The following is a 25372-nucleotide window of genomic DNA, read 5'->3' as shown; positions in this document are numbered from 1 at the left end:
CTTCGTGGGAATGACGCGCTGAAGCGATTCCCGCCTTTGCGGGAATGACGCGCTGAAGCGATTTCCGCCTTTGCGGGACTAACGAACTGGAGCGACTCCCGCCTTCGTGGGAATGACGCGCTGAAGCGATTCCCGCCTTTGCGGGAATGACGCGCTGGAGCGATTTCCGCCTTTGCGGGAATGACGGGCTGGAGCGATTTCTGCCTTCGCGGGAATGACGCGCTGGAGCGATTTCCGCCTTTGCGGGAATGACGCGCTGAAGCGATTCCCTTCCGCATGTGATCAACCCATCGAGCCTGAAGTCCAACAGCGGGCCAAGGGCAAGCATCGCGGCTCAATGGAAATCCCGGCTGCGTACATCCAGGCTACCCAGCAATCCTGTCAGGTCGTCCATGCGCTTGGCGATCAGATGGCGCACGCCATTCTCGGCTTCCAGCCGACCCCGCACCTGCATTAGCCGCGACTCCAGGAATACCTGCCGCTGGCGCTCGGCCAGCTGACGCCAAACCACGACATTGATCTGGCCGAACTCGTCTTCCAAGGTGATGAAGGTGACGCCGCTGGCGGTCTGCGGGCGCTGGCGGCCGCGCACCAGGCCCGCTACCAGCACATTGCCGTGGCTGGACATGTTCTCCAGATCGCGTGAACTGCGGCAATGTCGTGCCGTGAGCTGCGCACGCAGGCGCGCCACCGGGTGGCGGGACAAGGTGGTGCCCAGCAACGCGTAGTCGGCAGCCAGATCCTCGCCAGCGCTGGGCATTGGCAGGGCCACGCTGGTCTCGGCAATGGCCGGCTGGTTGTCGAACAAAGGCCGCTCGTCCTCGACCCCGGCAATGGCCCAGCGCGCGCGATGACGATGCCCGGCCATGCCCCGCAATGCACCGGAATCGGCCAGCAGGGCGCGCGCACGCGCATCCAGCTCCGCCCTTCGGCACAGGTCCGCAATATCGACAAAATCCGCGCGCGCCCTCGCCTGCTCGATGCGCAATGCATCTTCGGCGTTGAAACCACGTACCAGGCAAAGGCCCAGGCGGATCGCCAGCCGCCCATCCTGTTCCGGCTCCAGCGAGCATTCCCAATTGCTGTAACGCACATCCAGCGGCCGCGTCGCCACGCCATGTCGGCGCACGTCCTGCAGCAACTGGTCGGGGCTGTAGAAACCCATCGGCTGGCTGTTGAGCAGCGCGCAGGCGAATTCGGCCGGGTGATGGCATTTCAGCCAGCTGCTGGCATAGGCAATCAGCGCGAAGCTGGCGGCATGGCTTTCCGGGAAGCCGTAGCTGCCGAAGCCCTTGATCTGCTCGAAGATGCGGTCGGCGAAATCCTGGCTGTATCCGTTGTTCAACATGCCTGCGGTCAGCCTTACCCGGTGCGACTCCAGGCCACCGTGGCGCTTCCAGGCCGCCATCGAGCGCCGTAGTGCATCGGCCTCGCTGGCGCTGTAATCGGCTGCGACCATCGCGATCTGCATCACCTGTTCCTGGAACAACGGCACGCCCAGGGTGCGCTCCAGCACCGCTTCCAACGCTGCCGAGGGATAGCTGACGGGCTCTTCGCCGGTGCGGCGGCGCAGGTAGGGGTGCACCATGTCGCCCTGGATCGGACCAGGGCGAACAATGGCCACTTCCACCACCAGGTCGTAGAAGGTACGCGGCTGCAGCCGTGGCAGCATTGCCATCTGCGCGCGCGATTCGATCTGGAACACGCCAACCGTATCGGCGCGGCTGATCATCGCGTAGGTATCGCTGTCCTCCTGCGGAATGGTCGCCAGCGTATAGCGCAGGCCGCGGTGCTGCTGGATCAGGTCGAAGCAACGGCGCACCGCGGTGAGCATGCCAAGGGCCAGTACATCGACCTTCATCAGGCCCAGGTACTCCAGGTCATCCTTGTCCCACTGGATGACGGTGCGGGCCTCCATCGCGGCGTTCTCCACCGGCACCATGCTGTGCAGGGCGCGCTCGGAGATCACGAAGCCACCCGGGTGCTGGGACAGGTAATGCGGGAAGTCGATCAGCTCCCCGGCCAACACCAGGATGCGTCGCAGCAGGGGGCTGTCCGGATCGAAGCCATGCTCGCGCAGGAGCGCCTCACCGGGGATGCTGTCCGACCATTGGCCGATGCAGCTGGTCAGCTGGGTAATGGCATCACCCGGCATGCCCAGCACCCGCGCCACGTCGCGGATCGCGCCGCGCCCACCGTATTGGGTAGCCACCGCCGCCAACGCCGCACGCTCGCGGCCATAGCGCGAGAACACGTACTGGATCACTTCCTCGCGCCGCTCGTGCTCGAAATCCACGTCGATATCCGGCGGCTCGTCGCGATCCTCGGAAATGAAGCGTTCGAACAGCAGATGGCTGTGCGATGGATCCAGCTCGGTGATGCCCAATACGAAGCACACCACCGAATTGGCCGCCGAGCCGCGCCCCTGGCACAGGATGCCAAGGCTGCGCGCGTGCTTGACCAGATCGTGCACGGTGAGGAAGTAGGACGCATAGTGCTTCTTGGCAATCAGCACCAGCTCCTTGTCGATCAAGGCCTGGGCTTCGGCGCGCGTACCGCCCGGCCAACGCCGGCGCGCGCCCTGCTCCACCAGAACACCCAGCCAGCTTTGCGGTGTATGCCCGGCCGGCACCAGCTCGCTGGGGTAGTGGTAATCGACCGCTTTCTTCAGGTCGAAGCCGCTGCAGCGCGCGGCGATCTGCAGGGTTTCCTGCAGCAACTCGGGCGGATAGATCGCCTGCAAGGCGGCAAGTGGGCGCAGGTGGCGCTCGCCGTTGGCAAACAACAATTGCCCTGCCTCGGCCACGGTGACGCGGTGACGTATGGCGGTCATCACGTCCTGCAGGGCACGGCGCCCGCGCGCATGCATGTGCACATCGCCGGCGGCCACCAGAGGCAGTTGCAGCGCTTCGCCCAGGCTGCGCAATTGCTGCAGGCGTCCGCTGTCATCGGCACCATGATGCAACTCCACCGCAATCCAGCAACGCCCCGGGAACCAATCGCGCGCGCGTTGCGCCTGCACAAGGTCCGGCTGTGTCGCAGGCAGCCACAGCGCCAACAGGCCGCTGCGCTCCACGCGCTCCATGTCTTCAGCCAGCAACCGATACTCGCCCTTCTCGGCGCGGCGCCGGGCCTGGGTGATCAGCCAGCACAGGCTCTGGTAGCCAACGTCATCGGCCACCAGCAGCACCAGCCTGGGGCCCTGTTCCACTTGCATCTCACTGCCCACGATCAGCGGCAGACCGCATTCCTCCGCCGCCCGCAGCGCGCGCACGATGCCGGCCAGGGAACATTCGTCGGTGATCGCCAAGGCCTTGTAACCATGGTGCAAGGCGCGCGCGAACAGCTCATCGGCGGTCGAGGCGCCGCGCTGGAAGCTGAAAGCCGACAGGCAGTGCAGTTCGGCATAGCTCATGCGAACCAGCCCTGCAGCATGAAGCTGCCATCGCCACCGACCTCCCGCCAGGCCCAGCCGTGCTGGCCGAAGCGGCTGCCGACCCGGTAATAGTCACGGCGCACGTCAGCGCCATCCCACCAACCGCTCTCGATCCGTTCCGGGCCGGACAGCAGTTCCGGGCTTGCGCCCGGCCAGGGTTGCGGGCGCCGCAGCAGCCAGCCCGGACGTGCAGCATTGGCCAATGCCGGATCGGCGGCACCGGTTTCCGGGCGCCAGGCATGTTCCGGACGATGATCGGCATGGCTGCGCAGGCCCTGTACCGCCTTGTCACCCAGCCGCGCGCGCAGACGTTCGCGCAACTGTTCCCAGGGCACGTTCTGCTGCGGGCGGGTATCGAACAGCTCGCGGTATTCGGGCACGAAGGCCGGCAGCTGATCGGCGTGCAAGCCGAACTGGCGCACCGGCGCCGGGATCTTTGCCTGTTCCAGGCGACTGCGGGCGATCTCGAACAACAGCGCCGGGTCGCGCTCAGCCGCCAGCAAGCCGATTTCGATGGTGGTGAGCGGGTGGTCTTCGTGCTCCAGCAGCAATGAAAAGCGCTGCACGCTGCCATCGCGCCCGGCCAGGAAAGCCGCCAGGTCCGAGGTCAGCCGTCGCAACGGAAACAACAACGCCTGCGAGGTTTCCACGTCATAGCCCAGCTCGATGCGCAGCTCGAACACATCCGGCGGCTGATAGGGCTGCAACACGAATGCGCGTGCGCCCAACAAGGCATCGAGCTGCTGCAGCACGCCGGGCGCAAAGCGGCGGTTGATGCTGTCGCGGGGCAATGCCTGCAGTTGCTTGACGGTACGGATGCCCATGCGTGCGAACGCCGCAGATGCCGCACCAAAGCCAGCCCGGCTCACCGGCAACTGCGCCAATGCCGTGGCCAAACCGGCCTCGTCCACGGCCCAGCCATCACGGGCATTGGCCAAGGCACGTGCTGCCACCGGATTGGGAGCCAGCGCGATACGGTGGCGAAAACCCAGCGCATCAAGTTCCTGCCGCAGACGCGCCTCGAAGCGCGGCCAAGGCCCAAACAAGGCCAGGCTGTGTTCGATCTCGATGATCAGGGCCTGTGCGTACTGCAGGCTGACCTGCGAGCTGAAGCGGTAAGCCCAGGCCGCAAGAAACTGATGCCAATGCGCCTGCGCATCCGGATCGAAGGGGTGGGTATCAAATCCGCTGGCCAGCGCCTGCGCAGCGACCAGGGATTGGCCGGCCTTCAACCCAAGTGCGGCAGCAGCGGGATTGACCGCGTGCAGCACCCGGCGCTGGCTGGGACCACTGATCAGTACGCGCGCCGCGGCCGGCTCCGCGCAACCGCGCAGTACGCCGTCCATGGCCAAGTGTGGCAAGAGGATGCAAGCCCAGCGCATGACGGCTCACTGCGCCCGTTCAAACGGAAGCGGACGCGAAGGCGGCATGCCCCCCCGACACTTCAGCACGCGCAGCTGCGCCGGCTGTGCATCGATGGCGATACGCAACGCCGCCGGCGACGGGTTGCGCACCGCCTGCAGGGGCCGGCAGGCGAATGCCAGCGTCTGCCCCGACTCGGCCGCCACCTGCAGCCGCCGCAATGCCTTGTCCTCGGCCAGCTGCGGCCAGCACAGCACCGCCCCGCAACTGCCCGAGCGCAGGCATTGCTCGGTGGCCCACAGTGCGTCGCGCTGTTCGGCGGCTTCCACCACCTGGATATGCCGCAGGTCCACGCCGGCGGCCTGCCAGGCGGGCGCATAGGGCAGATGCGGCGGTGCCACCAGCACCACCCGCTCCCCGGTCTGGGTCAACCGCGCCAACGACGGCCACAACAGGCGCAACTCGCCCACGCCGTCAGCGGGCAGCAGGATTTCACTCAGGGCCGATTCTGGCCAACCGCCGGTGGGCAGTACCTCATCCAGCAACGCATGCCCGGTGGATTGCCGGCTGGGTGGCAGCGGCGCAGGCTGCCCGCGCCAGATGCGGCGTTCGTGCAGCAGGCTGTCGATGGCAACGACCGCGCCCATCAGCCGCGCCGTACCAGGCCGCAGAACACGCCTTCGATGGCGAACTCCTGGTCGGCCTGCACCTCGATCGGGGCATAGGCCGGATTGCGCGGCAGCAGGCGCAGCCGCCCGGCGGCCAACGACAGGCGCTTGATGGTCAGTTCGCCATCCAGCCGTGCCACCACGGTCTGGCCCTCGCGCGCATCACTGCGACGGCGTACTCCCACCAGGTCGCCATCGAGGATGCCGTCCTCGATCATCGAATCGCCCTGCACACGCAACAGGTAATCCGGAGCGACCGCAAACAGCCGCTCATCCAGTGCCAGGATGTCCTGCAGGTCGGCATCGGCCCCGATCGGGCTACCGGCCGCGACCCGGCCCAGGATCGGCACCTGCAGCAGTTCGGCCGTCGCCGCCAGGCCAACGGGGCGGATACCACGTGCTTGCCCGGGCGCCACTTCGATCAACCCCGCCTCGCTCAGCGCCAGCACGTGCTTGCGGGCTGCCCCGCGCGACGCCAGCCCACAGGCAGCAGCGATCTCAGCCAGCGACGGAGGCTGGCCGTGGCCGGCAACCCGGTCACGGATGAAGGAAAGGATGGTGGCACGGCGTGGGCTGAGCTCTTTCATGGAGTACATTTGTACTCCATCTACACAAAGCCCGCCAGACATTAAGCACCTGTATTCAGGCGACACCACGAACACGGACACACTGATATCGTGCGCGCGCTATGACGCGCGCCGGCAACCGCCTCCCCATCCCTTCCCTGCCCCACGAGCTGCGCAGCGTGCCGCTGCGGACGATCGCCCCGACGGCCATGCTGGCCTTGCTGTTCTTCACGTCCTGGTTGCTTCTGGACGGACGCTTGGGGGCGGCTGCGCTCACTGCCGCCCTCACCGTGCTGGCGCTGTTGGCCACGTTGTTGATCCACCGCCAACGGCCCAGTCTGGAAGCCGGTGGCACCTTGCTGTGTCTGGCCAATATAGGCGGGTGCCTGTTGGCGGCATGGCTGTTCGGGCGGGAAGCGCTGCCATGGACATACCTGGCACTGATGTCCAATTTCTTCATCGTGCGCAATGCCATTGCAACTCCACTGAACCTGCTGCTGGCGGCGGGCCTGCTACTGACCCCATCGTTGTTGCTGGACCCTGCGCAACTACAGGCGCTGGTGGTGATCAGCCTGATATTCGGTTTCGGCTACCACTTCTCGCGCCGCCTGCAGGGTGACCGGGCCCGCCTGGAACAGCTGGCGTCACTGGATGCACTGACCGGCCTGCCCAATCGACGCGCGCTGGAGAAAGCCTTGTTGCAACAGACCAACGGCCTGCGCGAGACCCGCTTCCGGCAGGCGCTGGTGGTACTGGATATCGACCATTTCAAGGACGTCAACGACCGCTACGGGCACTCGGCCGGTGACACCGCGTTGTCGGACCTGGCCGCCATCCTGCGCTTCGAGCTGCGCGAGAACGACCAGGTCTTCCGCTTTGGTGGCGAAGAGTTTGTGGTGCTGGCCGAGGTTGCCAACCGCGAGGCCCTGGCTTGCTTTACCGAGCGCCTGCGCAAGGCCGTATACCAGGCACTGCGTGGCCCGGGTGGCCGCATCACCATTTCCCTGGGCGGTGCCATGTATGCCGGCGAGCAGCGCTGGCAGGACTGGTTTGCACGTGCGGATGCGGCCTTGTACGAGGCCAAGAGCAAGGGGCGTAACAGCGTCGGCGTGGCGGAATAGCGGCTGCTGTTGCCTTTGCCTTTGCTGTGGCTGTGGCCTTTGCTGTGGCTTTTGCCTTTGCTGTGGCTGTGGCCTTTGCCGTGGCCCTCCCTTCTCCCGCCTGCGGGAGAAGGTGGTGCGAAGCACCGGATGAGGGACGCCGTTGAACTTGGCTTCAATCTCCTGACAGCTCTCCGCCACCCGACAGCAGGGCTAGCTCTTCCCCCCTCTCCAAGCCTTCGGCGCAAGGGAGGAAGCCGACGCGAAGCAGACGCACCCAAACAGAAAGGGCCGCTTGCGCGGCCCCTTCCTTAGCTGCACCTCACCGCAATCACGAACGCAGCGGGATCACGCGGATCTCGACGCGACGGTTCTGCGCACGGCCGGCATCGGTGCTGTTGTCAGCAATCGGATAGGCCTTGCCTGCGCCCAGCGTCTCAATGCGCTCACGCTGCACGCCCTGCGCGCTCAGGTAAGCGGCCACGGCGTCGGCGCGTTCCTTGGAGATGCGGTTGTTGACGGCATCGGTACCGATGCTGTCGGTATGGCCGACAACTTCGATCATGGTCTGGTTGTATTCGCTCAGGGTGCTGGCAACGCCATTGAGCGCACCATAGAACTGCGGCTTCAACGTGGTCTTGTTGAAATCGAAGGTGATGCCGTCTGGCAGGTTCAAGGTGATGTTGTCACCCTCACGCTGCACGTCGATACCGGTATTGGCGGTACGCTCGCGCAGCGCACGCTCCTGACGGTCCTGGTAGTTGCCAACCGCTGCACCGCCCAACGCACCGATACCGGCGCCCACCATTGCGCGCTGACGACGCTCGGTGGCATCGCCGCCGCTGAGCAGGCCCGCCGCCACACCAATGGCGGTGCCGATCAGCGCACCCTTGCCGGTCTTGTTCTGCTGCTGGGTCTGGTTGCCGTACTGGTCCTGCTGCACATACGAGCCGCCAGTGGCGCAGGCCGAGAGAACGGCCGCTGCCACCAAGCCAAGGGAAAGATTGCGCACAACGGTGAGAGTGGTCATTTGAGTCTCCTTGATAGGCCGGGCTGGCCTGCGTGGATTTGCCGGGCAAGGATAAACATCGAAGTGCGATGTGAGCATGATGGTCGCCCCCATTCAGGGGGCTTTGTTCATCTAGCTGTCCCCGCCGTTAAGCGGGCTCAGCGACAGCGCTGATAGGCCGCCATGGCGGCATCCCGGCCCTGCCCCAGGTCCACCAAGGGCTGGCGCGGATAACCAGGTGCATGGGCGGCCAGCAACTCGGGCCACTGCCAGGGGGCGAAACGTGCGTTCAACGGCAAGCGCGCAAGCTCGGGCACCCAGCGGCTGATGTAGCGGGCCTGGGGATCAAACTTCTGCGATTGGGTCACCGGGTTGAATATGCGGAAATACGGCGCGGCGTCGGCACCCGTACCCGCAATCCATTGCCAGCCCATGCTGTTGTTGGCCAGATCCGCATCGACAAGCGTGTCCCAGAACCAACGCGCGCCCTGCAGCCAATGCATCCGCAAGTGCTTGCACAGATAGCTGCCCACCAGCATCCGCACGCGGTTGTGCATGTAGCCGGTCGCCCAAAGTTCGCGCATGCCGGCATCAATGATCGGGATGCCTGTACGACCTTGCTGCCAGGCCTCCAGCTGCGCCGGCTGCGGCGGTGCCCAGGCAAACCGGTCGAAACGTGGGTTGAGGTTGTGCTCGCTGCTCTGCGGGAAGTGATGCAGCAGGTGGCAGGAGAACTCGCGCCACCCCAGCTGGCGCAGATAGCCATCGATGTCCGCGTCGCGGCCTGCGCTGCGCAGGCCTTCCAAGGCATGGGCAATCCGCCAGGGTGCGATCTCACCGAAATGCAGGTGGGGCGACAGCAAGGAAGTCCCGGTCCGGTCCGGCAGGTCGCGTTGCTCGCGGTAACCATTGAGCGCGCCGTCGCAGAAAACCTCCAGCGCTTCCAGTGCACCGGCCTCGCCCGGCTGCCAGTGCTGCCAGAACCCACCGTCCCATTCCAGCTTCGGCGCCAGTTCCAATGCCTCCAAGGCCAAGCCCCGGACCTGCGGTGGGAGCAGCTGCCGGGGTGCCGGGGACAGCGCAGGCAACCGCCAGTGGCTCAGCGCATTGCGCCAGAACGGGGTGAACACCTTGTACGGCCCACCCTGCTGGGTGCTCAGCTCCCAAGGTTCGAACAACAGATAGCCGTTATGGCTCTCGGCCAACAGCCCCTGCTCGCGCAGCCCCCGCTTGATCGCGGCGTCGCGCGGCTGGGTGGCCGGTTCGTATTTGCGGTTCCAATACACCGCCTCGGCGCCGGTCTCGGCGATCAGCGCCTGCAGCTGGGCCATGCTGTCGCCGGCCCGCAGCACCAGCGACGAGCCAATGGCACGCAGGTCCGCGTCCAACTGCTGCAAGGACCGGTGCAGCCAGGCATTGGATGCCGCACCCGGCGCCCAGGCCCCCTCTTCCGCCGGCGCATGGATGTAGACCGGCACCACATCGTGGCCGGCCTCGATGGCCGCCTGCAGCGCCGGATTGTCGCGCAGCCTCAGATCACGCCGGAACCAGACAATGGCGGTGGACATGCGCAGCTCCGCTTATTCGAACGAACCCACCGAATCGTGGCTGAGGTTGTCAAAGCGGGTGTATTCGCCGAAGAACTTCAATTTGCACGAACCGGTGGGGCCACCACGGTGTTTGCCGATGATGATCTCGGCCAGGCCCTTGTCCGGCGAATTTTCCTTGTTGTAGTAATCGTCGCGGTAAATGAAGACGATCATGTCCGCATCCTGCTCGATAGCGCCGGATTCGCGAAGGTCGGCCATCACCGGACGCTTGTCGGTACGCGTTTCCAACGAGCGGTTGAGCTGGGACAGCGCGATCACCGGCACGTTGAGCTCCTTGGCCAGGCCCTTGAGCGAACGCGAGATCTCCGAAATTTCGGTGGCACGGTTCTCGCTGTTGCCCGGTACGCTCATCAGCTGCAGGTAGTCTATGACGATCAGGCCCAGGTCGTGCTCGCGCTTGAGCCGGCGGCACTTGGAACGCAGGATTTCCGGCGACACGCCCGGCGTGTCGTCGATGAAGATCTTGGTTTCCTTCAGCATGCGGATGGCGCCGGTGACGCGGCTCCAGTCCTCGTCTTCCAACTGACCGGTACGCAGGCGCTGGGCATTGATGCGGCCGTTGGAGGAAATCAAGCGCATCGCCAGCTGCGATGCGGACATTTCCATCGAGAACACCGCCACGCCCTTCTTCGACTTGATCGCCGCGTACTCGGCAATATTCAAGGCGAAGGTGGTCTTGCCCATGGCCGGACGCGCGGCCAGGATGATCAGGTCGGTCGGCTGCAGGCCGGCCGTCATCGCATCGAAATCGTTGTAGCCGGTCGGCAGGCCGGTGATGTTGCCGCCATTCTCGAAGCGGTTGCGCAGTTCTTCGAAGGCGTCCTTCAAGGCGCCGGGCATGGCCACGAAGTCGGTACGCCCGCGCGCGCCCTGCTCGGCAATGGCGAACACGGATTTTTCCGCCGTCTGCAGCAACTCGGAGCTGTCGCGGCCTTCCGGCTGGAAACCGTCATTGACGATGTCGGTGCCCACCTGGATCAACTGCCGCAGCACTGCCTTGTCGCGCACGATCTCGGCATAGGCACCGATATTGGCCGCCGACGGCGTGGTGCTGGCCAGCTCGATCAGATAGGCGCCATCGCCCACCTGGTCCAGCTTGCCCTGCGATTCAAACCACTCGCCCAGGGTCACCGCATCGAACGGCCGGTCGCGCTCGGACAGCTCACGGATGGCGCGGTAGATCAGCTGGTGGTCGCGGCGATAGAAATCCTTTTCGGTCAGCGCTTCGTTGACCCGGTCATAGGCCTCCGGCGCCAGCATCAAACCGCCAAGCACCGCCTGTTCGGCTTCCACCGAATGCGGGGGGACGCGCAAGGCATCAATGCGTTGCTCGCTGCGATCGGAACGATCGTTGCGGTCGCGGTCAGAACGGAAACCAGTACGGGCAGACATGAAAAGCGAGATTCCTGCAATAAGGCCGTGCAGCCATGGTAGGTGGGCATTGCCCCCCCGGATACGGACAAGTCTGTGGATAACCTGTTCAAAACCAAGCCCGCCGGGGCGGGTCGTTGCAGGCCATACACAAACACCCGGCTCCGTTGCGGTAGCCGGGTGTCGATTATCGCAAAGCTGGCGGCGCCCTGCCGTCCAGCGTGGCTCAGCCCTTGTGGTGTGCTGCCACCCAGTTCAGGAACTGGTCGACGAAACCCTGCAGGAATTTCGCGGTGCCCTCGTTGGTGATGGTGCCATCGGCTTCGATCAAGCCTTCCTTGACCTGCACGAAAGCCTCCGGTTGCGCCATCACCGCCAGGTTCACGAACACCAGTACGTTGCGCAGGTGCTGCTGCGCCAAGGCACTGCCGATGGCGCCGATGGACGCCCCCACCACCGCTGCCGGTTTGCCATCGAAGGCATTGTCACCGTAAGGACGCGAAGCGGTATCGATGGCGTTCTTCAGCACCCCGGGAATGGAACGGTTGTACTCCGGGGTGACAAACAACACCGCATCGGCCGCCCGCACCTGGTTTTTCATGCGCGTGCCCTGGGCCGGGAACTGCGTGTCGTGGTCCTGGTTGTACAACGGGATATCACCGATCTGGATGTACTCAAACACCGCGCGATCACCAGCGAGTTTTTCCAGCGCCTTGGCAAGCTGCCTGTTGATCGATTCCTTGCGCAGGCTGCCAACGAAAACCGCGATCTTGTACTGGCTCATGAGGACCTCGCTCCTTGGGATGGGCACAGGCTAGACAGCGGTGGCGTTGCTGGGGGTGAAGAACAGGTTGGGCCTGGCCTGCCCGGGGGCGCTGGGCGACTTCAGCGTCGCGGCTTATGCCGCTGGGACCCTCCCTCTCGTCGGGCGAAAGGGAGGGCCGAGGGCGGGCAGGCGTGTCACGTTCCTGCAGCCGGTCTGGCCTTGCGGCTTGCGCCGCTCCTGCGGTCAGGCCAGTTGATCAGCTGCGGCCACCACATCGGCGTCACCCGGCAATACCAGCAAGGCGGCACCGGCCAGTGGGGTGTAGGTATCGGCGCCGGTCACGCGCCGCAACGGCACATCCCCCAGCCCGGCTTCAGCCAGCGCAGTGACAACGCCCTCGCCTACACCTGCGCTGTGCCGTCCCTCATCCAGCACGATCACCCGCTTGGCACCACGCGCCTGGTCGGCGATGTAGGCCTCGTTCAACGGCACCAGCCAACGCAGGTCAACCACCTTGATCTTCCAACCACGCGCCTGTTCGATGCTGCGCGCAGCGCGCAGCGCCATCGGCACGCCGTTGCCATAGGTGATGATCACCAGATCGCGGTGGCCATCGCCATAGACCCGGCCTTCGCCCAAGGGCACAACCTGGTCGGGCGCCGGATAGGAGAACAACCACTGGCCATCGCCCGGCTCGTAAAGGTCCTTGGTCATGTACAACGCGATCGGCTCCAGGAAGACGCTCACCCGCCCGTCCACCTTGGCCAGTGCCGCCAGCGTGCGCAGCATCCCCGCCGCGTCATCACCGCGCGTCGGGCAGCCCACCACCAGGCCCGGGATGTCGCGGATGGCGGTGATCGAGTTGTCGTTGTGGAAGTGCCCGCCAAAGCCCTTCTGGTAGCCCAGCCCGGCAATCCGGATGACCATCGGATTGCGGTATTGGTCATTGGAGAAGAACTGCAGCGAACAGGCTTCACCGCGCACCTGGTCGGCGGCGTTGTGCAGGTAGGCCAGGTACTGGATCTCCGGCACCGGCAGCATGCCCATGTTGGCGAAGCCCTGGGCCATGCCCAGGATCATCGTTTCATCCAGCAGCGTGTTGAATACCCGGCGCGGCCCAAATGCCTTCTGCAGGCCCTTGGTCACCGTGTAGACGCCACCCTTCTGCGCCACGTCCTCGCCGAACAGCAGCGTCTCCGGGTACTTGGCAAACAGGTCGTGCAAGGCCTGGTTGATCTGCACGGCCAGGTGCTTGGGCGGCTGGTTCTCCGGCAAGCCGGCTTCGCTGCCAAATACCTTGATACGCCGCTCGCTGTAATCGGAGCGGCTGGCTTCGGCCTGCACCTGGCCCGGGCTATACGGCGCAAGCGGCGCCACCACATCGGCCAATGCGGTCAAGCGAGGACGCCGGTCCGCATCCTCGGCCGCGGCAAAGCAGCGCGCGCGGGTCTGCTCGTACAAGGCCAGAACCTCCGCCTTGTCCATTACCCCGGATTCGATCGCGATCTGCGCCGAGCGCAGCAGCGGATCGCCGGCCTCCACCGCGCACAGTTCCTCCAGTGCACGCCATTCGATCTCGAAATCGGTACCGGCATGCCCCATCAAACGCGTGGTGCGCAGGTGCAGGAAGGTCGGCCGGCGGGTCCGACGGCAATGTTCGACCGCGCGTTGCACGTCTGCATAACCGTTCGCCAGGTCCAGGCCGTCGGCCTGGAAATAATCCAGGCCCGGGCGGTGACGGAAACTTTCGCCGATCCAGCCTTCCGGCGTCTTCACCGAGATACCGATGCCGTTGTCCTCGCAGACGAACAGCACCGGCGCCGGCAGCTTCTGGAAGCTGCTCCAGGCGGCGGCATTGAAGGCGGTCTGGGCAGTGGCATGGTTGGCCGACGCATCGCCGAACGAACAGATGGCGATGCTGTCATCCGGAATCGGCAGCGCATGCCCCAGCCGCTTGCCCGCCTCGATCGCCATGGCCGTGCCCAATGCCTTGGGCAGGTGCGAGGCGATGGTCGACGTCTGTGGCAATACCCACAGCGGTTTGCTGCCCCATACCTTGTGGCGGCCACCGCTGGCCGGGTCGTCCTTGCTGGCCGCGAAGGACAAGGCCGAGTCCATCACCGGGTCCATGCCCGGCAGCTTGCGGAAACGCTCGGCCATGAAGCCGCCGGACCGGTAGTGCAGGAACGCAGGGTCGGTATGCCGCGCCGCGCGCGCCACCATCGCATTGCCTTCGTGGCCGGACGAGCCGATCGTGTAGAAGACCTTGTTCTGTACGCGCAACACGCGGGCCATCAGGTCCAGGTGGCGGCTGATCAGCTGCGACTCGAACAGCTCGCGGAAGCCCTGCACATCCAGGGCGCTGCCCGGCAGCACCGGCGCCCCCTCCTGTGCCGCGGCCGCCGGGCCAGGCGTCAGGGCGCTGACGAATTCAGTGAAATTGGTGTCGCAGATCTCGGCGCGGTTCAGGCCCTTCATCCGGGCCGGAATGGGATTCGGTACACGGGCAAACATGCAGACTGGCTCCACAACGGCAACGGGTTAGGGAAAAACGCGCATCAGACCGACGCGCTGAAACGGGCCTGTACCTGTGCATCAGGCAAGGGCATCGCGACGAAGGCGGGCTGCTCGCGCACTGCCTGCAACCAGCGTTCGACTGCCGGATACAGGGACAGGCGTATGCCGCCATCGCCCGCCACCGCGGTGTAGGCGAACAAGGCGATATCGGCGATGCCGTAGTCGCTGCCGGTAAACCATGCCTGCGCTTGCAGGTGACGCTCCATCACCGCCAGGGCGTCATCGGCACGCTCGCGCAGGCGCGGCAGTTCCGCACGCCGCGGCGAGTCCATCGGGGTCCAGCCGCTGATGAAGCGCGCCACCGCCACATACGGCTCATGGCTGTATTGTTCGAAGAACATCCAGGACAGTGCCTGTGCACGCTGCCAGCCGTCGGCCGGCAGGAACGGCGTGCCTTCGGCCAACCAATAAAGAATCGCATTGGACTCGGTGAGCACCCGGCCGTCGTTGCGCTGCAGGACCGGCACCTTGCCGTTTGGATTGAGCGCCAGAAAGGCGGCGGTACGGGTCTGGCCGTCGGCGCTGTCCACTTCGTGCCACTCGTAGCGCGCGCCCAACTGCTGCAGCAACAGCTTCACCTTGTGGCAGTTGCCCGACGTGGACATGCCATACACCTTCAACCCAGCATCCGTACGACTCACAGGACCCGATCTCCCCGCTGCCCATCGGCAGTCGACCCTGCCTATCTGACCGGATCGCTGGCAGGTTGGTAAAGCTGCGACCGCAGCATTCATCCGCTCAGCGTTGCGCCAACCACGCCTGCCGCGACTGCCCCCACACATCCACCTCGACATTGGCCGGCGCCGGCAAGCGGGCCTGCCGCAGGACGCGCGAACCGAGCTTGCGCGCCACCGCCGTTGAGTTGGTATTGGCCGGCGCAATGGTATGGATCACCTCGTCCCAGCCCAGTTGGTCAAACGCCCAGTCGATGCTGGCGCGTGCCGCTTCGGGGGCATAACCCCGCCCCCAGAATTCGGGCGCGATGCTCCAGCCCACTTCGGTGCCTGGCCAACCATGCGGCTGCCAAGGCCCTACCCGGCCAACCCAGCGGCCACTGCCTTTCTCGATCACCGAAAACATCGAGTAGCCGAGCAGCTGCCAGCTACCCACAAGCGCAGCCAGGCTGCGCCAGGCAACCGATGGCTCCTGCACGCCACCCAGGTGTTCCATTGCCACCGGGTCCGCACAGAAGGCCGCAAATGCGGAGAAGTCTTCGGCGGCGGGCGGCCGTAGCAGCAGGCGTTCGGTTTCCAGTTGCACATCAAAGATGCTCATGGCAGCTCCGTGATGGGGGTAATCAAAGGAATGTCAGCTTACGGCGGCAGGATGGCTGGATGAAGCGCGGGACATCGCCACCCATCAACCGGCCTGGGCAAGCGCAGCCCGCCGGCCAACAACCCCAGCCGCGCTGCGCTTGCCCGGGTTGCAACTGGCGACATGCACCGCAAACAAAAAGGGCCAGCTTCCGCTGGCCCTTGTATCCACGAACCGGCACGAACCGGACTGGCTTACTGGCGGTTGGCAGTCGGCGCCATCGCCGCGGTCTGGGTGACCAGCTGACCGTCGATCACCGGCAGACGGTCGCTGGCCGGCTTGTCGTCCATGCGAACGGTCTTCTCGACGCCTTCGTAACGGTAGGTCACGTCGTAACCAACGGTTTCGTTTGCATTGCCCAGCGACACGCGCTCGCCCGGGCGGCTATCCATGCGCATGCTGCCGGTGCTGCCGTCGGCCTTGCGGTAGGTCACGTTGTAACCGGTGATGCGGCTGGACTCCGCGGTGCGCTGCTCGGTGTGGCACTGGCGCTCGGTGCGGTTGACCACGCGGCCACCGACATGGCGCTTGTCGACCTGGTTACCGATCACGCCGCCGGCAACCGCGCCGGCAGCCGTGGCAGCCTTGCGGCCGTTGCCGCCGCCGACCTGGTTGCCCAGCAGGCCGCCAATCACCGCACCGGCGACGGTGCCACCGACGTTGCCGTCGCGCTCAGGCAGGCGCTCCTGCACCACCACGTCCTCGCAGACTTCATGCGGGGTGCTGGTGGTCGAGGTTTCACGGATCGGCTCGCTGCCGGTCACGGTGCCGTAGACGCGTTCCTTCTGGGTCACCGGGCTGACCTTCAGCACATCGGCGTACTGCAGCTGCGCCTCGCCAGCGGCATCCACCTTGTCGGTAAGGCCAGCGTCGCCAGCCTGCAGGCTGCTGTCCAGGACCGGACGCGGCGCCTCGGCAGCCGGCAGCGTGGTGGCATTGTTGCGGCCCTGCATGAAGGCGGCGGTGGCAATACCGCCCACCAACAATGCGCCGGCGGCAACCAGAACGGTGGTAGTAGTGCTTTTCATGACTGGCTCCTGCGGCATGGCCCGCGTTATCTCGTGGGGCGATTCCAGCATGAACAAGCTGAACAGAGGCCCCCTTTTCTGCCACGGCCCTATCGAAAACGATCCGTCCGTCGCAATATCCGCCCTGTTGTCCTCCCCTCACCCAGGATTTGCCATGAGCCTGATGTCCACCCCCGTTATGGAATGGGCGCGCAAACTGCGTTATCCCACCTTGTTCAAGCTGACCGCGGGGCTGTTCCTGATCACCTTGGTCCTGCCTGATCCGATCCCGTTCGTGGACGAAATCCTGTTCGGCATGGGCACCTTGCTGCTGGCTAACTGGAAGCGCCGCAACGACCCCGCCAACACGCCACCGGCGCTGCCCCGCAAGCGCTGACCGTGCAATTGTTTGACAGCCATTGCCATCTGGATGCCAGCGAATTCGATCCTGATCGCAGCGAAGTAATCGCCCGCGCGCAGGCTGCCGGTGTCATCTCCCAGGTGGTGCCGGCGGTTACCGCCGCCAGTTGGCCGAAGCTGCGCCAGGTCTGCGCGATGGCCCCAGGACTGCATGCCGCCTATGGCCTGCACCCGATGTTCCTGGACGAGCACCGGCCGGAGCATCTGCAGCAGCTGCGCGATTGGGTGGAACGCGAGTCGCCTTGTGCGATAGGCGAATGCGGGCTGGACTTCTTCGTCGAATCATTGGACCCGGAAACCCAGCGCTCCTATTTCCAGGGCCAACTGCAACTCGCCCGCGAGTTCGACCTGCCACTGATCGTGCATGCGCGCCGCGCGGTGGACGAGGTGATCCTGCGGATCCGCCGCATTGGCGGCCTGCGTGGCGTGGTGCACAGCTTTTCCGGCAGCCCGGAGCAGGCCCGCCAGCTGTGGGAACTGGGATTCCTGATTGGGCTGGGCGGGCCGTTGACCTACCCGCGCGCCAACCGGCTGCGCGGACTGGTCACGCAGATGCCACTGGAACATCTACTGCTGGAGACCGACGCGCCGGACCAGCCCGATGCCGGCATCCGCGGGCAGCGCAATGAGCCCGCACGGCTGCTGGACATCCTGCAGACCGTGGCCGAACTGCGCCAGCAGCCGGCCCGTGAGATCGCCGCGCAAACCACCGCCAACGCGCAACGCCTGTTCAATCGGTAGCGCGTGCGAGCTGCCTGACGGGTATCCCGTCAGCAGCACCGGTGGATGACATGGGTGGATTGTCCCGCTGGGGCGTCGCTGCCGGGCAGTGCCCGACATGGCGACTTACGCTGCTGCTGCCCGCTTTTTCAGCAGCATCTCCAGCGCCTTGCCTACCGCCGCGAACGCGAAGGCGCCGGTGATGTGGGTCGCCGCCCCCAGGCCGCCACCGCAATCCAGCTTCAAGGCCTCGTCCGGTCCCAGGTTGGGACGAATGCCACAAACGCTGCCGTCGGCCTGCGGGTACTTCACGTTCTCCAGCGAATAGACCGCAGGCACGCCAAAGTAGCGCTGCGGGTTCTTCGGGAAATTGAACTCACCGCGCAGCTTCTTGCGGATCAAGGCCATCATCGCGTCGTGCTCGGTACGCGACACGTCGCGAACCCGCACCAGGGTGGGATCGGTGCGCCCACCGGCGGCCCCCACGGTGATCAGCGGCAGCTTGCGACGCCGGCACCAGGCAATGGTCTCCACCTTGACCCGGAAGCTGTCGCAGGCATCGATCACCAGATCGAAGCCACGGTCCAGCAGCTGCTCCATGTTCGAGCCGGCAAGGAAGGCCTCGACCGCCTCGACGGCGACATCCGGGTTGATCGCCTTGCAGCGCTCGGCCATCGCCACCGCCTTGTTGCGGCCATACTGGCCGGCCAGAGCGGGCAACTGGCGATTGGTGTTGGACACACAGATGTCGTCGGCATCGATCAGGGTCAACTGACCCACGGCAGAGCGCACCAGGGCCTCCACCACCCACGAGCCGACACCGCCCATGCCAACCACGGCCACCTTGCAGGCCGTCAGATGCTCGATGGCACCGGCCCCGTACAGCCGGTCGATGCCGGCGAAGCGCTCACGCAATTCCTGTTTCATCGGCGTATTTTACGGCCGGACTCCATCGCCGGCGAGCACCCGCAGCGTCCGGCCCGGGGCCATGACGCCGCGCGTGCATCCACCCCGGCATAATGGGCCGACCTCACCCTTTGCCATGTAGCCTGGAGCCAACGCAATGTCTGATCCCGCACCCACTGCCCGCGCCCCTTCCAAGGCCTCCCGCTACCTGTTCGTGTTGATCGCCGGCCTGGTGCTCGGCGCGATCGGCACGGTGATGGCGATGCGCGCCATCCAGGCGCGCCAGGACCACTTTCCCGACAGCCTGATGACGGTGATGGCCAAGCAGACCCAATTGCTGGGCGACAGCCAGAAGCAGAACCGCTGCACCATCAGCGACACCGCGCCGCGCCTGCAGACCCTGCGCGCCCTGGCCAACGACCTGGAAACCGCCTTCCCCGGGCTGCGTGACGACGAGCGCTTCCAGCAGCATGCCAGTCGTTTCCGCGCAACCTTGAACGACGCATTGGCCAAGCCACCGGCAGATTGCGCCAGCCTGGCGGCCATCTCGCAGAAGGTCGGCAGCGACTGCAAGGCCTGCCACCAGGATTTCCGCTAATCGACATCGGCTTCACACCTGATTGGCCCTCCATTCACGTGTGAAACGACACGATCTCCCACGCCGGGCATAGCCATGCCCCTTATCCCGATCTGGCAAGGAGACACACCATGAAGATTCAACTGATCGCTGCAGGCGCCATTGCCAGCCTCGCCCTCGCCGGTTGCGCCACCACCTCGCCGGGTTACGGCGGCGGCTACAACAACGGTGGCTACAACAACGGCGGCAGCTATGGCGGCGGTAGCAACAACTACAACCAGAATCGCTGCACCGACTGCGGCATCGTCACCCGCATCGACACCGTCGCCTCCGGCCGCACCGCACCTGCCGCCACTGGCGCGATCCTCGGCGGCATCGTTGGCGCCGTGGCCGGCCACGAAATCTCCGACAAGACCGGTGGCAGCAAGGGCAACCAGAACATCGCTGCCGTTGCAGGTGCTGCAGCCGGTGCGCTGGCCGGCAACAAGGTCCAGCAGAACGTAACCGGCAACTCGTATGACATCCAGGTGCGCATGGATGACGGCCGCGTGGTCGTGGTCAACCAGAAGGACCTGGGTGGCATCCGCGAGAACACCTATGTGCGCGTGGTCAATGGCCGCGTGGTGCTGCGCTGACCCGTAACGCCGCAGGCGAAAACAGAAAGGCCCGCTTGCGCGGGCCTTTCTTTTACCTTGCAGCTGCGGCTTAGACCGGCTGCACTGCATCGGCCTGCAGGCCCTTCTGGCCCTGCACGACGGTGAAGGTGACCTTCTGGCCTTCCTTCAGGCTCTTGAAGCCCTGGGTCTGGATGGCGCGGAAGTGCACGAACACATCCTCACCATTTTCACGGCTGATAAAGCCAAAGCCCTTGGCGTCGTTGAACCACTTGACGGTACCGGTTTCGCGATCGGACATCTCGACTAACTCCCTGTTGCTCTCTCTCGTTTGATGGAACGCCCCGCAAGGCGGCTGGTTGCAAGGAGGAAGCGAGGTGTAACGATGCAGCAAATCGTGCGATCTACTCATCAGGCCACGATTCACGGTGACCTTGCCAAGCTCAGCGGCTGCAACTTAACCCGGGCAAAACCAAATTGCAATACTGCAACGCACGGTAAAGTCAACCCCTATTGGACCCCCCTCAGAGTCAACATGGACTATTCATTCATCTTGTATGTGCTTGGTGCGCTGCTTGTCCTGGTAGGCATTGCCGGCATCATCCTGCCCGCCCTGCCGGGTGTCCCGCTGGTGTTCGTGGGCTTGCTGCTTGCCGCCTGGGGCGACGGCTTCGAGCGGGTGGGCTGGATCCCACTGGTGGTACTGGGGGTACTGACCATCATCTCGGTGATAGTGGACGTGATCGCGACCGTAGCCGGTGCACAAAAGGTGGGGGCCAGCAAGCTGGCGCTGATTGGCTCGGCGGTGGGCACCATTGCCGGGCTGTTCTTCATGCCGATCGGGCTGTTCGTCGGCCCGTTTGCCGGCGCCCTGCTGGGTGAATACCTGCACGGACGGCACCTGGGCCAGGCCACCAAGGTCGGCCTTGGCACCTGGCTTGGCATCGTCCTTGGGGTCGCCCTGAAGCTGGGCCTGGCAATGGCGATGCTGGGCGTCTTCGTTGCTGCCTGGTTCTTCTAGCCGATGTCCATGACTCCCCCTAGACAGGGCAATCACCGACAATCAACGCCAACGCCACTGTCGCCCCTCCCTGCCAGGCACCTGTGCCCCGGGGCGCGGCCCGGCCACCCTCGTAGCGACCGGATATCAATCATGCTCAGCCGTACCCTCTCCCACGCCGTGCTCCTTGCCCTGAGCGGCACCAGCGGCCTTGCCCTTGCGCAGGAATCCATTGCCGACCCGGCTTCGCCGCAGGCCTGTTTCGCGCTGGACTCCGATGCCGCACGGCTGGCCTGCTACGACAAGGCACTGGGACACAACCCGGTCAACACCCAGGCCGCCGATGCCGCCGCCACCGCTGCGCAGCAGGCGCGCAAGGAAGCCAAGGCCAGCGCCAAGGCGCTGGACCAGGAAGACCCGCGTCGCAACGAACTGTTTGCCCATGACGAACTGGCGGCCCTGGAGGCCAACGCCGGTCGCGGCTCGCTGCTCGACAGCCGCTGGGAACTGGCCAAGGACTCCAAGCTGGGCCGGTTCCAGCTGCGGGCCTACAAGCCGGTTTACCTGCTGCCCGCCTTCTGGAGCAGCAAGCCGAACGAAATGCCGCACTCGCCCAATCCCAACAACACGGTCACCCAGTCCGAAGAGCTGGACAGCACCGAGCTGAAATTCCAGCTCAGCTTCAAGACCAAGGTGGCCGAGAACCTGTTCGGCGACAACGGCGACATCTGGGTCGGCTACACCCAGAGCTCGCGCTGGCAGGCTTACAACAGCGAGCTGTCGCGGCCGTTCCGCGAAACCAATTACGAGCCGGAGGTGATGCTGACCTTCCGCAACGGCTATTCCCTGTTCGGCTGGAACGGGCGCATGACCGGCATCAGCCTCAACCACCAGTCCAACGGCCGCAGCGATCCGCTGTCGCGCAGCTGGAACCGGGTGGTGGCCAACATCGGCCTGGACCGCGAGAACTGGGCCATCATGCTGCGCCCCTGGTACCGCATCCCCGAAGGTCGCAGGGATGACAACAACCCCGACATCCAGGACTACATGGGCCGCGGCGACGCCACCCTGGTCTACAACCGCAACGGCCATGAAGTGGCCTTGACCGGTCGCCACTCCTTGCGTGGCGGTGACCGTTCCCACGGCTCGCTGCAGCTGGACTACGGCTTCCCGATCAACAACCTGCTGCGCGGCCACGTGCAGGTTTTTGATGGCTACGGCGAAAGCATGATCGATTACAACCACCGCGCTACCTACATCGGCGTGGGCGTATCCCTGCTGGAATGGTTCTAAGGCAATGAAGGCAACAATCTGGCACAACAACCGCTGCTCCAACTCACGCGGCGCCCTCGCGCTGCTGCAGGACGCCGGTGTCGACGTGGAAGTGATCAACTATCTGGACGCCCCACCGTCGGCCACCGAACTGCGCCAGCTGCTGGAAGAGATGGGCCTGCCCGCCCGCGACGTACTGCGCAACAAGGAAGCCGCGTATGCCGAGCTGGAGCTCGACGCGAAGCTGGACGACGATGCCGCCCTGATCGCCGCAATGGTTGCCCATCCCAGCCTGATCAACCGCCCGATCGTGCGCACAGCCAAGGGCACCGCCCTGTGCCGGCCGCCGGAAAAAGTACTGGATCTGATCGACTGAAGGGTGGCAGCGCGAACGGTTTGTGGCCCACCGCCACAAACCGCGCCGCCAATGCCAAGGCAACGTTCACCAACCACTCGGTGCTTGCTTATCGGGTGGCCTGGTTGCCACCCGCCTCGACAATGGCGTCATACAGCTCTTCAAAACTGCGCTGCGGCTGGAACATGCGGCCATTGATGAAGAACGCTGGGGTCCCACTGACACCGCTGCGCATGCCGCTTTCGACATCACGCTGGATACGCTGCAAGTTGGCCGGGTTGTCCATGGCCGCCGCCAGCCCGTCCTCGGGCAGGCCAAGCTCGCGCATCAGCTCCCGATAGACCAGCTCGCCGAGCTGCTGCTGGTTACGGAACAGGGCGTCATGCGCCTCCCAGAACTTGCCGTGCGAGGCTGCGTATTCGGCAGTGATCGCGGCGGGCAGCGCCTGCGGGTGCGACTGCACCAGCGGGAAGTTGCGGAACACCACGCACAGGCTGTCGCCAAACCGCTGCTGCAGGCGCTGCACCAGCGAGAACGCTTCACCGCAGTACGGACACTGGTAGTCGGCATACTCCACCAACACCACCGGTGCCGTCAGCTCGCCCTGCACATGGTCGTCGGCCGAGACCGGGACGCTCAACATGTTCATCGCAGACACCACCTCGCCAGTCCGGGCCAAACCAGCCCTGCCCTTCCAAATTAACCGGCAACCTGCGCAGCCAGCGTGAAACACCGATGACCGTGCCGGGACAGCTTCCACCGGCACCCCATCACAGGCAGAATCGGCCCGGGTCAGACAGGAAGTCATCATGCAGCAGCACCGCTCGTTCTTTGCCTACGGCTCCGCCCTGCTTGGCCTGTTGAGCCTGTTGGCGGTTGCCTGCTTCCACTTTCCCGAACTTCTGACCAGCCGCAAATTCCGCGCGGTCTACAACGAACAGTTTGCCCGCCACATGCTGCTGGTCGGGCTGGCAGCGGCCTTCTTCATGGGCACCCTGGCGATCCTGCGCGACCGCAACAAGCGCATCGCCACACTGGGCGTGGGCAGCGCCACCCTGGCGGTGCTGCTGGGCGGGACCAACGTGCAGTTCGATGCCATCGGCCATACCCCGTATTCATTGGGGCTGGACTGGTTCGTGCTGTCGCTGTTCTTTTCAGCCCTGGTGTTCGTGCCCCTGGAACGCTACCTGGGCAAGCGCGCGCTGTCGCCGCTGCGACCTGGCTGGCGCACCGATGTGGCGTATTTCTTCATGAGCCATGTGCTGGTGCAGTTCATCCTGATCCTGGTCACCGCCTCCACCTCAACCATCGCCGGGCTGGCCGCCTTCCCCGCGCTGAAGACCGCCATCCAGTCGCTGCCGGTATGGGCCCGGTTCCTGATCGCGGTGTTCGTGGCCGACATGGCGCAGGCCCTGCTGCACCGCGCGTATCACAACATCCCCTGGCTCTGGCGCTTCCACGCCGTGCACCACTCCAGCAGGCACATGGACTGGCTGGCCGGTTCACGTATCCACGTGGTCGAGATCGTGATGACCCGCAGCGCCGTGTTGTTGCCCTTGCTGATCCTTGGCTTCTCGACCCCGGCGGTGAATGCCTACGTGATCCTGGTCGGCCTGCAGGCGGTGCTGGCCCACGCCAACCTCGGCATCCGTTTCGGCTGGCTGGAATACCTGCTGGTGTTGCCGCGTTACCACCATTGGCACCACGCCCGGCAGAAGGAATACGTCGACGTGAACTACGGCATCCACCTGCCGCTGGTGGACATGCTGATGGGCACCTTCAAGCTGCCCCGCGACCAAAGCCAATGGCCGCAGGAATATGGCGTCATGAAGCTGGAAACAGTGCCCAACGGCATCCTCAAGCAGCACCTGATGCCGTTCCAGGGCGGCCGCAAATACGACGACTACGTGGACTGAGCCACCTGGCCTAGCGCCAGTCGCTGATGCCCTCGCGGCGGTAAACCTCGGCGAAGGATGGCCGCGCCTTCATGCGCGCGGCATGCGCCGCCAACACCGGCCAGCTGTCAGTCGGCCGCGGCATGTTGCGGCTCCAACGCATCAGCATGGTCAGCATGAAATCCACCGCGCAGGGCTGCGCACCAAGTACATACGGGCCATGGCTGGCCAGATGATCGGCCATCTGTTGCCATGCCGCTTCCAGCTGTTGCCGGGCCTGCTCGCGCGCAGCGTCGGCATTGTCGGCACCGGCCGGCTCCTGCGGGTAGAACCAGCCGCGATAGGCCGGCATCAAGGTGTACACGCAGAAGCACATCCAGCGGTAATAGTCACCGCGTGCGGGAGTAGCGGGTGCCGGTGCCAACGCCGCCTGCGGGTGCAGGTCGGCAAGGTGCATGGCGATGGCCGCCGACTCGGTCAACACCTGCCCGTCGATCAACAGGGTCGGCACGCGACCGGCAGGGTTCAGGGCCAGGTAGTTCGCCGCCTTCTGCTCACGCTGCTCGAAGTCCAACTGGTGCAGCGCATGGGGAATACCCAGCTCGATCAACAGCCAATGCACGACCAGAGAAGCAGTACTTTGTGACCCGTAAAGCACGACAGACATGGCAGACACTCCAGTGCAGGAGCGCCATTCTAGCCAGCCCTGCCCCGCGCATCGTCGCAATGTTGCCGACAAGCCGCCCCTTCCGGGCAAACGGCGCAAGGCGGTGGTCGCAAGTGAAACCATTGCAGCGCAAGCCTTCCGGCCCACGGCGCGCAATCCT

The 25372-nt window shown here is 65.1% G+C and carries 25 protein-coding genes; 9 read left to right on the top strand and 16 right to left on the bottom strand.

Annotated features, from left to right (window positions below):
- Positions 1 to 334: 334 nt before the first annotated feature.
- Genes RT460_RS05885 through lexA form a run of 4 tightly spaced genes read right to left on the bottom strand, consistent with a single transcriptional unit; the run spans position 335 to position 6053 of the window.
- Complete coding sequence (locus RT460_RS05885) at positions 335 to 3415, bottom strand: error-prone DNA polymerase (RefSeq protein WP_313317724.1); 3081 nt, start codon at positions 3413 to 3415, stop codon at positions 335 to 337.
- A complete protein-coding gene (locus tag RT460_RS05880; protein ID WP_313317722.1) occupies positions 3412 to 4818 on the bottom strand; it encodes a DNA polymerase Y family protein in 1407 nt (468 codons plus the stop codon). Before RT460_RS05880 ends, RT460_RS05885 begins: the two co-directional genes overlap by 4 nt.
- A gap of 6 nt (positions 4819 to 4824) precedes the next feature.
- Positions 4825 to 5445 carry a translesion DNA synthesis-associated protein ImuA gene (gene imuA, locus RT460_RS05875; RefSeq protein WP_313317721.1) on the bottom strand — a complete coding sequence of 207 codons (621 nt, stop codon included), beginning with the start codon at positions 5443 to 5445 and terminating at the stop codon, positions 4825 to 4827.
- Positions 5445 to 6053, bottom strand: a complete 609-nt coding sequence (lexA, locus tag RT460_RS05870; RefSeq protein ID WP_313317749.1) for a transcriptional repressor LexA — start codon at positions 6051 to 6053, stop codon at positions 5445 to 5447. Before lexA ends, imuA begins: the two co-directional genes overlap by 1 nt.
- A 158-nt stretch (positions 6054 to 6211) precedes the next feature.
- Here lexA and RT460_RS05865 point away from each other — a divergent pair, with 158 nt between their 5' ends.
- A complete protein-coding gene (locus RT460_RS05865) occupies positions 6212 to 7153 on the top strand; it encodes a GGDEF domain-containing protein (RefSeq protein WP_313317720.1) in 942 nt (313 codons plus the stop codon).
- A gap of 310 nt (positions 7154 to 7463) precedes the next feature.
- Here RT460_RS05865 and RT460_RS05860 read toward each other — a convergent pair whose 3' ends face one another.
- The 8 genes from RT460_RS05860 to RT460_RS05825 form a co-directional block, all read right to left on the bottom strand.
- The gene (locus RT460_RS05860) at positions 7464 to 8162 is read right to left on the bottom strand and encodes an OmpA family protein (RefSeq protein ID WP_313317718.1); all 699 of its coding nucleotides are present in this window, start codon (positions 8160 to 8162) and stop codon (positions 7464 to 7466) included.
- 137 nt (positions 8163 to 8299) lie between these two features.
- Positions 8300 to 9709, bottom strand: coding sequence for a deoxyribodipyrimidine photo-lyase (locus tag RT460_RS05855; protein ID WP_313317717.1), 1410 nt, complete (start codon positions 9707 to 9709; stop codon positions 8300 to 8302).
- A gap of 12 nt (positions 9710 to 9721) precedes the next feature.
- Entirely contained in the window at positions 9722 to 11143 is a 1422-nt protein-coding gene (locus tag RT460_RS05850; RefSeq protein ID WP_313317715.1) for a replicative DNA helicase, read from the bottom strand.
- Positions 11144 to 11348: 205 nt separating this feature from the next.
- The gene (locus RT460_RS05845) at positions 11349 to 11906 is read right to left on the bottom strand and encodes an NADPH-dependent FMN reductase (RefSeq protein WP_313317713.1); all 558 of its coding nucleotides are present in this window, start codon (positions 11904 to 11906) and stop codon (positions 11349 to 11351) included.
- Between the two features lie 225 nt (positions 11907 to 12131).
- Complete coding sequence (locus RT460_RS05840; protein WP_313317711.1) at positions 12132 to 14402, bottom strand: thiamine pyrophosphate-dependent enzyme; 2271 nt, start codon at positions 14400 to 14402, stop codon at positions 12132 to 12134.
- 44 nt (positions 14403 to 14446) lie between these two features.
- Positions 14447 to 15106, bottom strand: coding sequence for a glutathione S-transferase family protein (locus tag RT460_RS05835; protein WP_313317710.1), 660 nt, complete (start codon positions 15104 to 15106; stop codon positions 14447 to 14449).
- Positions 15107 to 15203: 97 nt separating this feature from the next.
- Entirely contained in the window at positions 15204 to 15740 is a 537-nt protein-coding gene (locus RT460_RS05830; RefSeq protein WP_313317709.1) for a GNAT family N-acetyltransferase, read from the bottom strand.
- 233 nt (positions 15741 to 15973) lie between these two features.
- Positions 15974 to 16807: a glycine zipper 2TM domain-containing protein gene (locus tag RT460_RS05825; RefSeq protein ID WP_313317707.1), complete on the bottom strand. Its 834-nt coding sequence runs from the start codon at positions 16805 to 16807 to the stop codon at positions 15974 to 15976.
- A 163-nt stretch (positions 16808 to 16970) separates the two neighbouring features.
- Between RT460_RS05825 and RT460_RS05820 the strand changes: the two genes are divergently transcribed.
- Together RT460_RS05820 and RT460_RS05815 are read left to right on the top strand one after the other, a co-directional pair.
- Positions 16971 to 17183: a DUF6116 family protein gene (locus RT460_RS05820; protein ID WP_313317705.1), complete on the top strand. Its 213-nt coding sequence runs from the start codon at positions 16971 to 16973 to the stop codon at positions 17181 to 17183.
- A gap of 2 nt (positions 17184 to 17185) precedes the next feature.
- Entirely contained in the window at positions 17186 to 17947 is a 762-nt protein-coding gene (locus RT460_RS05815; protein ID WP_313317704.1) for a TatD family hydrolase, read from the top strand.
- A gap of 105 nt (positions 17948 to 18052) precedes the next feature.
- Here the strand turns inward: RT460_RS05815 and RT460_RS05810 are convergent, their stop codons facing one another.
- The gene (locus tag RT460_RS05810) at positions 18053 to 18853 is read right to left on the bottom strand and encodes a tRNA threonylcarbamoyladenosine dehydratase (protein ID WP_313317703.1); all 801 of its coding nucleotides are present in this window, start codon (positions 18851 to 18853) and stop codon (positions 18053 to 18055) included.
- A 136-nt stretch (positions 18854 to 18989) separates the two neighbouring features.
- On the opposite strand from RT460_RS05810, the gene RT460_RS05805 reads away from it, so the two are divergent.
- Together RT460_RS05805 and RT460_RS05800 are read left to right on the top strand one after the other, a co-directional pair.
- Complete coding sequence (locus tag RT460_RS05805) at positions 18990 to 19430, top strand: cytochrome c (protein WP_313317702.1); 441 nt, start codon at positions 18990 to 18992, stop codon at positions 19428 to 19430.
- Positions 19431 to 19540: 110 nt separating this feature from the next.
- A complete protein-coding gene (locus RT460_RS05800; protein WP_313317701.1) occupies positions 19541 to 20044 on the top strand; it encodes a glycine zipper 2TM domain-containing protein in 504 nt (167 codons plus the stop codon).
- A 70-nt stretch (positions 20045 to 20114) separates the two neighbouring features.
- Here RT460_RS05800 and RT460_RS05795 read toward each other — a convergent pair whose 3' ends face one another.
- Positions 20115 to 20324, bottom strand: coding sequence for a cold-shock protein (locus RT460_RS05795; protein WP_108765608.1), 210 nt, complete (start codon positions 20322 to 20324; stop codon positions 20115 to 20117).
- 234 nt (positions 20325 to 20558) lie between these two features.
- On the opposite strand from RT460_RS05795, the gene RT460_RS05790 reads away from it, so the two are divergent.
- The 3 genes from RT460_RS05790 (at position 20559) to arsC (ending at position 22671) form a co-directional block, all read left to right on the top strand.
- A complete protein-coding gene (locus RT460_RS05790; protein ID WP_313317700.1) occupies positions 20559 to 21044 on the top strand; it encodes a DUF456 domain-containing protein in 486 nt (161 codons plus the stop codon).
- 132 nt (positions 21045 to 21176) lie between these two features.
- A complete protein-coding gene (locus tag RT460_RS05785) occupies positions 21177 to 22316 on the top strand; it encodes a phospholipase A (RefSeq protein ID WP_313317699.1) in 1140 nt (379 codons plus the stop codon).
- A gap of 4 nt (positions 22317 to 22320) precedes the next feature.
- Positions 22321 to 22671, top strand: coding sequence for an arsenate reductase (glutaredoxin) (gene arsC, locus RT460_RS05780; RefSeq protein ID WP_313317698.1), 351 nt, complete (start codon positions 22321 to 22323; stop codon positions 22669 to 22671).
- An 88-nt stretch (positions 22672 to 22759) separates the two neighbouring features.
- Here arsC and RT460_RS05775 read toward each other — a convergent pair whose 3' ends face one another.
- Positions 22760 to 23299 carry a thioredoxin domain-containing protein gene (locus tag RT460_RS05775; RefSeq protein ID WP_313317697.1) on the bottom strand — a complete coding sequence of 180 codons (540 nt, stop codon included), beginning with the start codon at positions 23297 to 23299 and terminating at the stop codon, positions 22760 to 22762.
- A gap of 160 nt (positions 23300 to 23459) precedes the next feature.
- Here RT460_RS05775 and RT460_RS05770 point away from each other — a divergent pair, with 160 nt between their 5' ends.
- Positions 23460 to 24566, top strand: a complete 1107-nt coding sequence (locus tag RT460_RS05770) for a sterol desaturase family protein (protein WP_313317696.1) — start codon at positions 23460 to 23462, stop codon at positions 24564 to 24566.
- Positions 24567 to 24576: 10 nt separating this feature from the next.
- Here the strand turns inward: RT460_RS05770 and RT460_RS05765 are convergent, their stop codons facing one another.
- Positions 24577 to 25212, bottom strand: coding sequence for a glutathione S-transferase family protein (locus tag RT460_RS05765; protein ID WP_313317695.1), 636 nt, complete (start codon positions 25210 to 25212; stop codon positions 24577 to 24579).
- Positions 25213 to 25372 lie beyond the last annotated feature (160 nt).

This window comes from Stenotrophomonas sp., assembly GCF_032061965.1.
GTDB lineage: Bacteria > Pseudomonadota > Gammaproteobacteria > Xanthomonadales > Xanthomonadaceae > Stenotrophomonas.
Note: the sequence above shows the minus strand (reverse complement) of the source record. Positions and strands in the feature narration are given on the sequence as shown.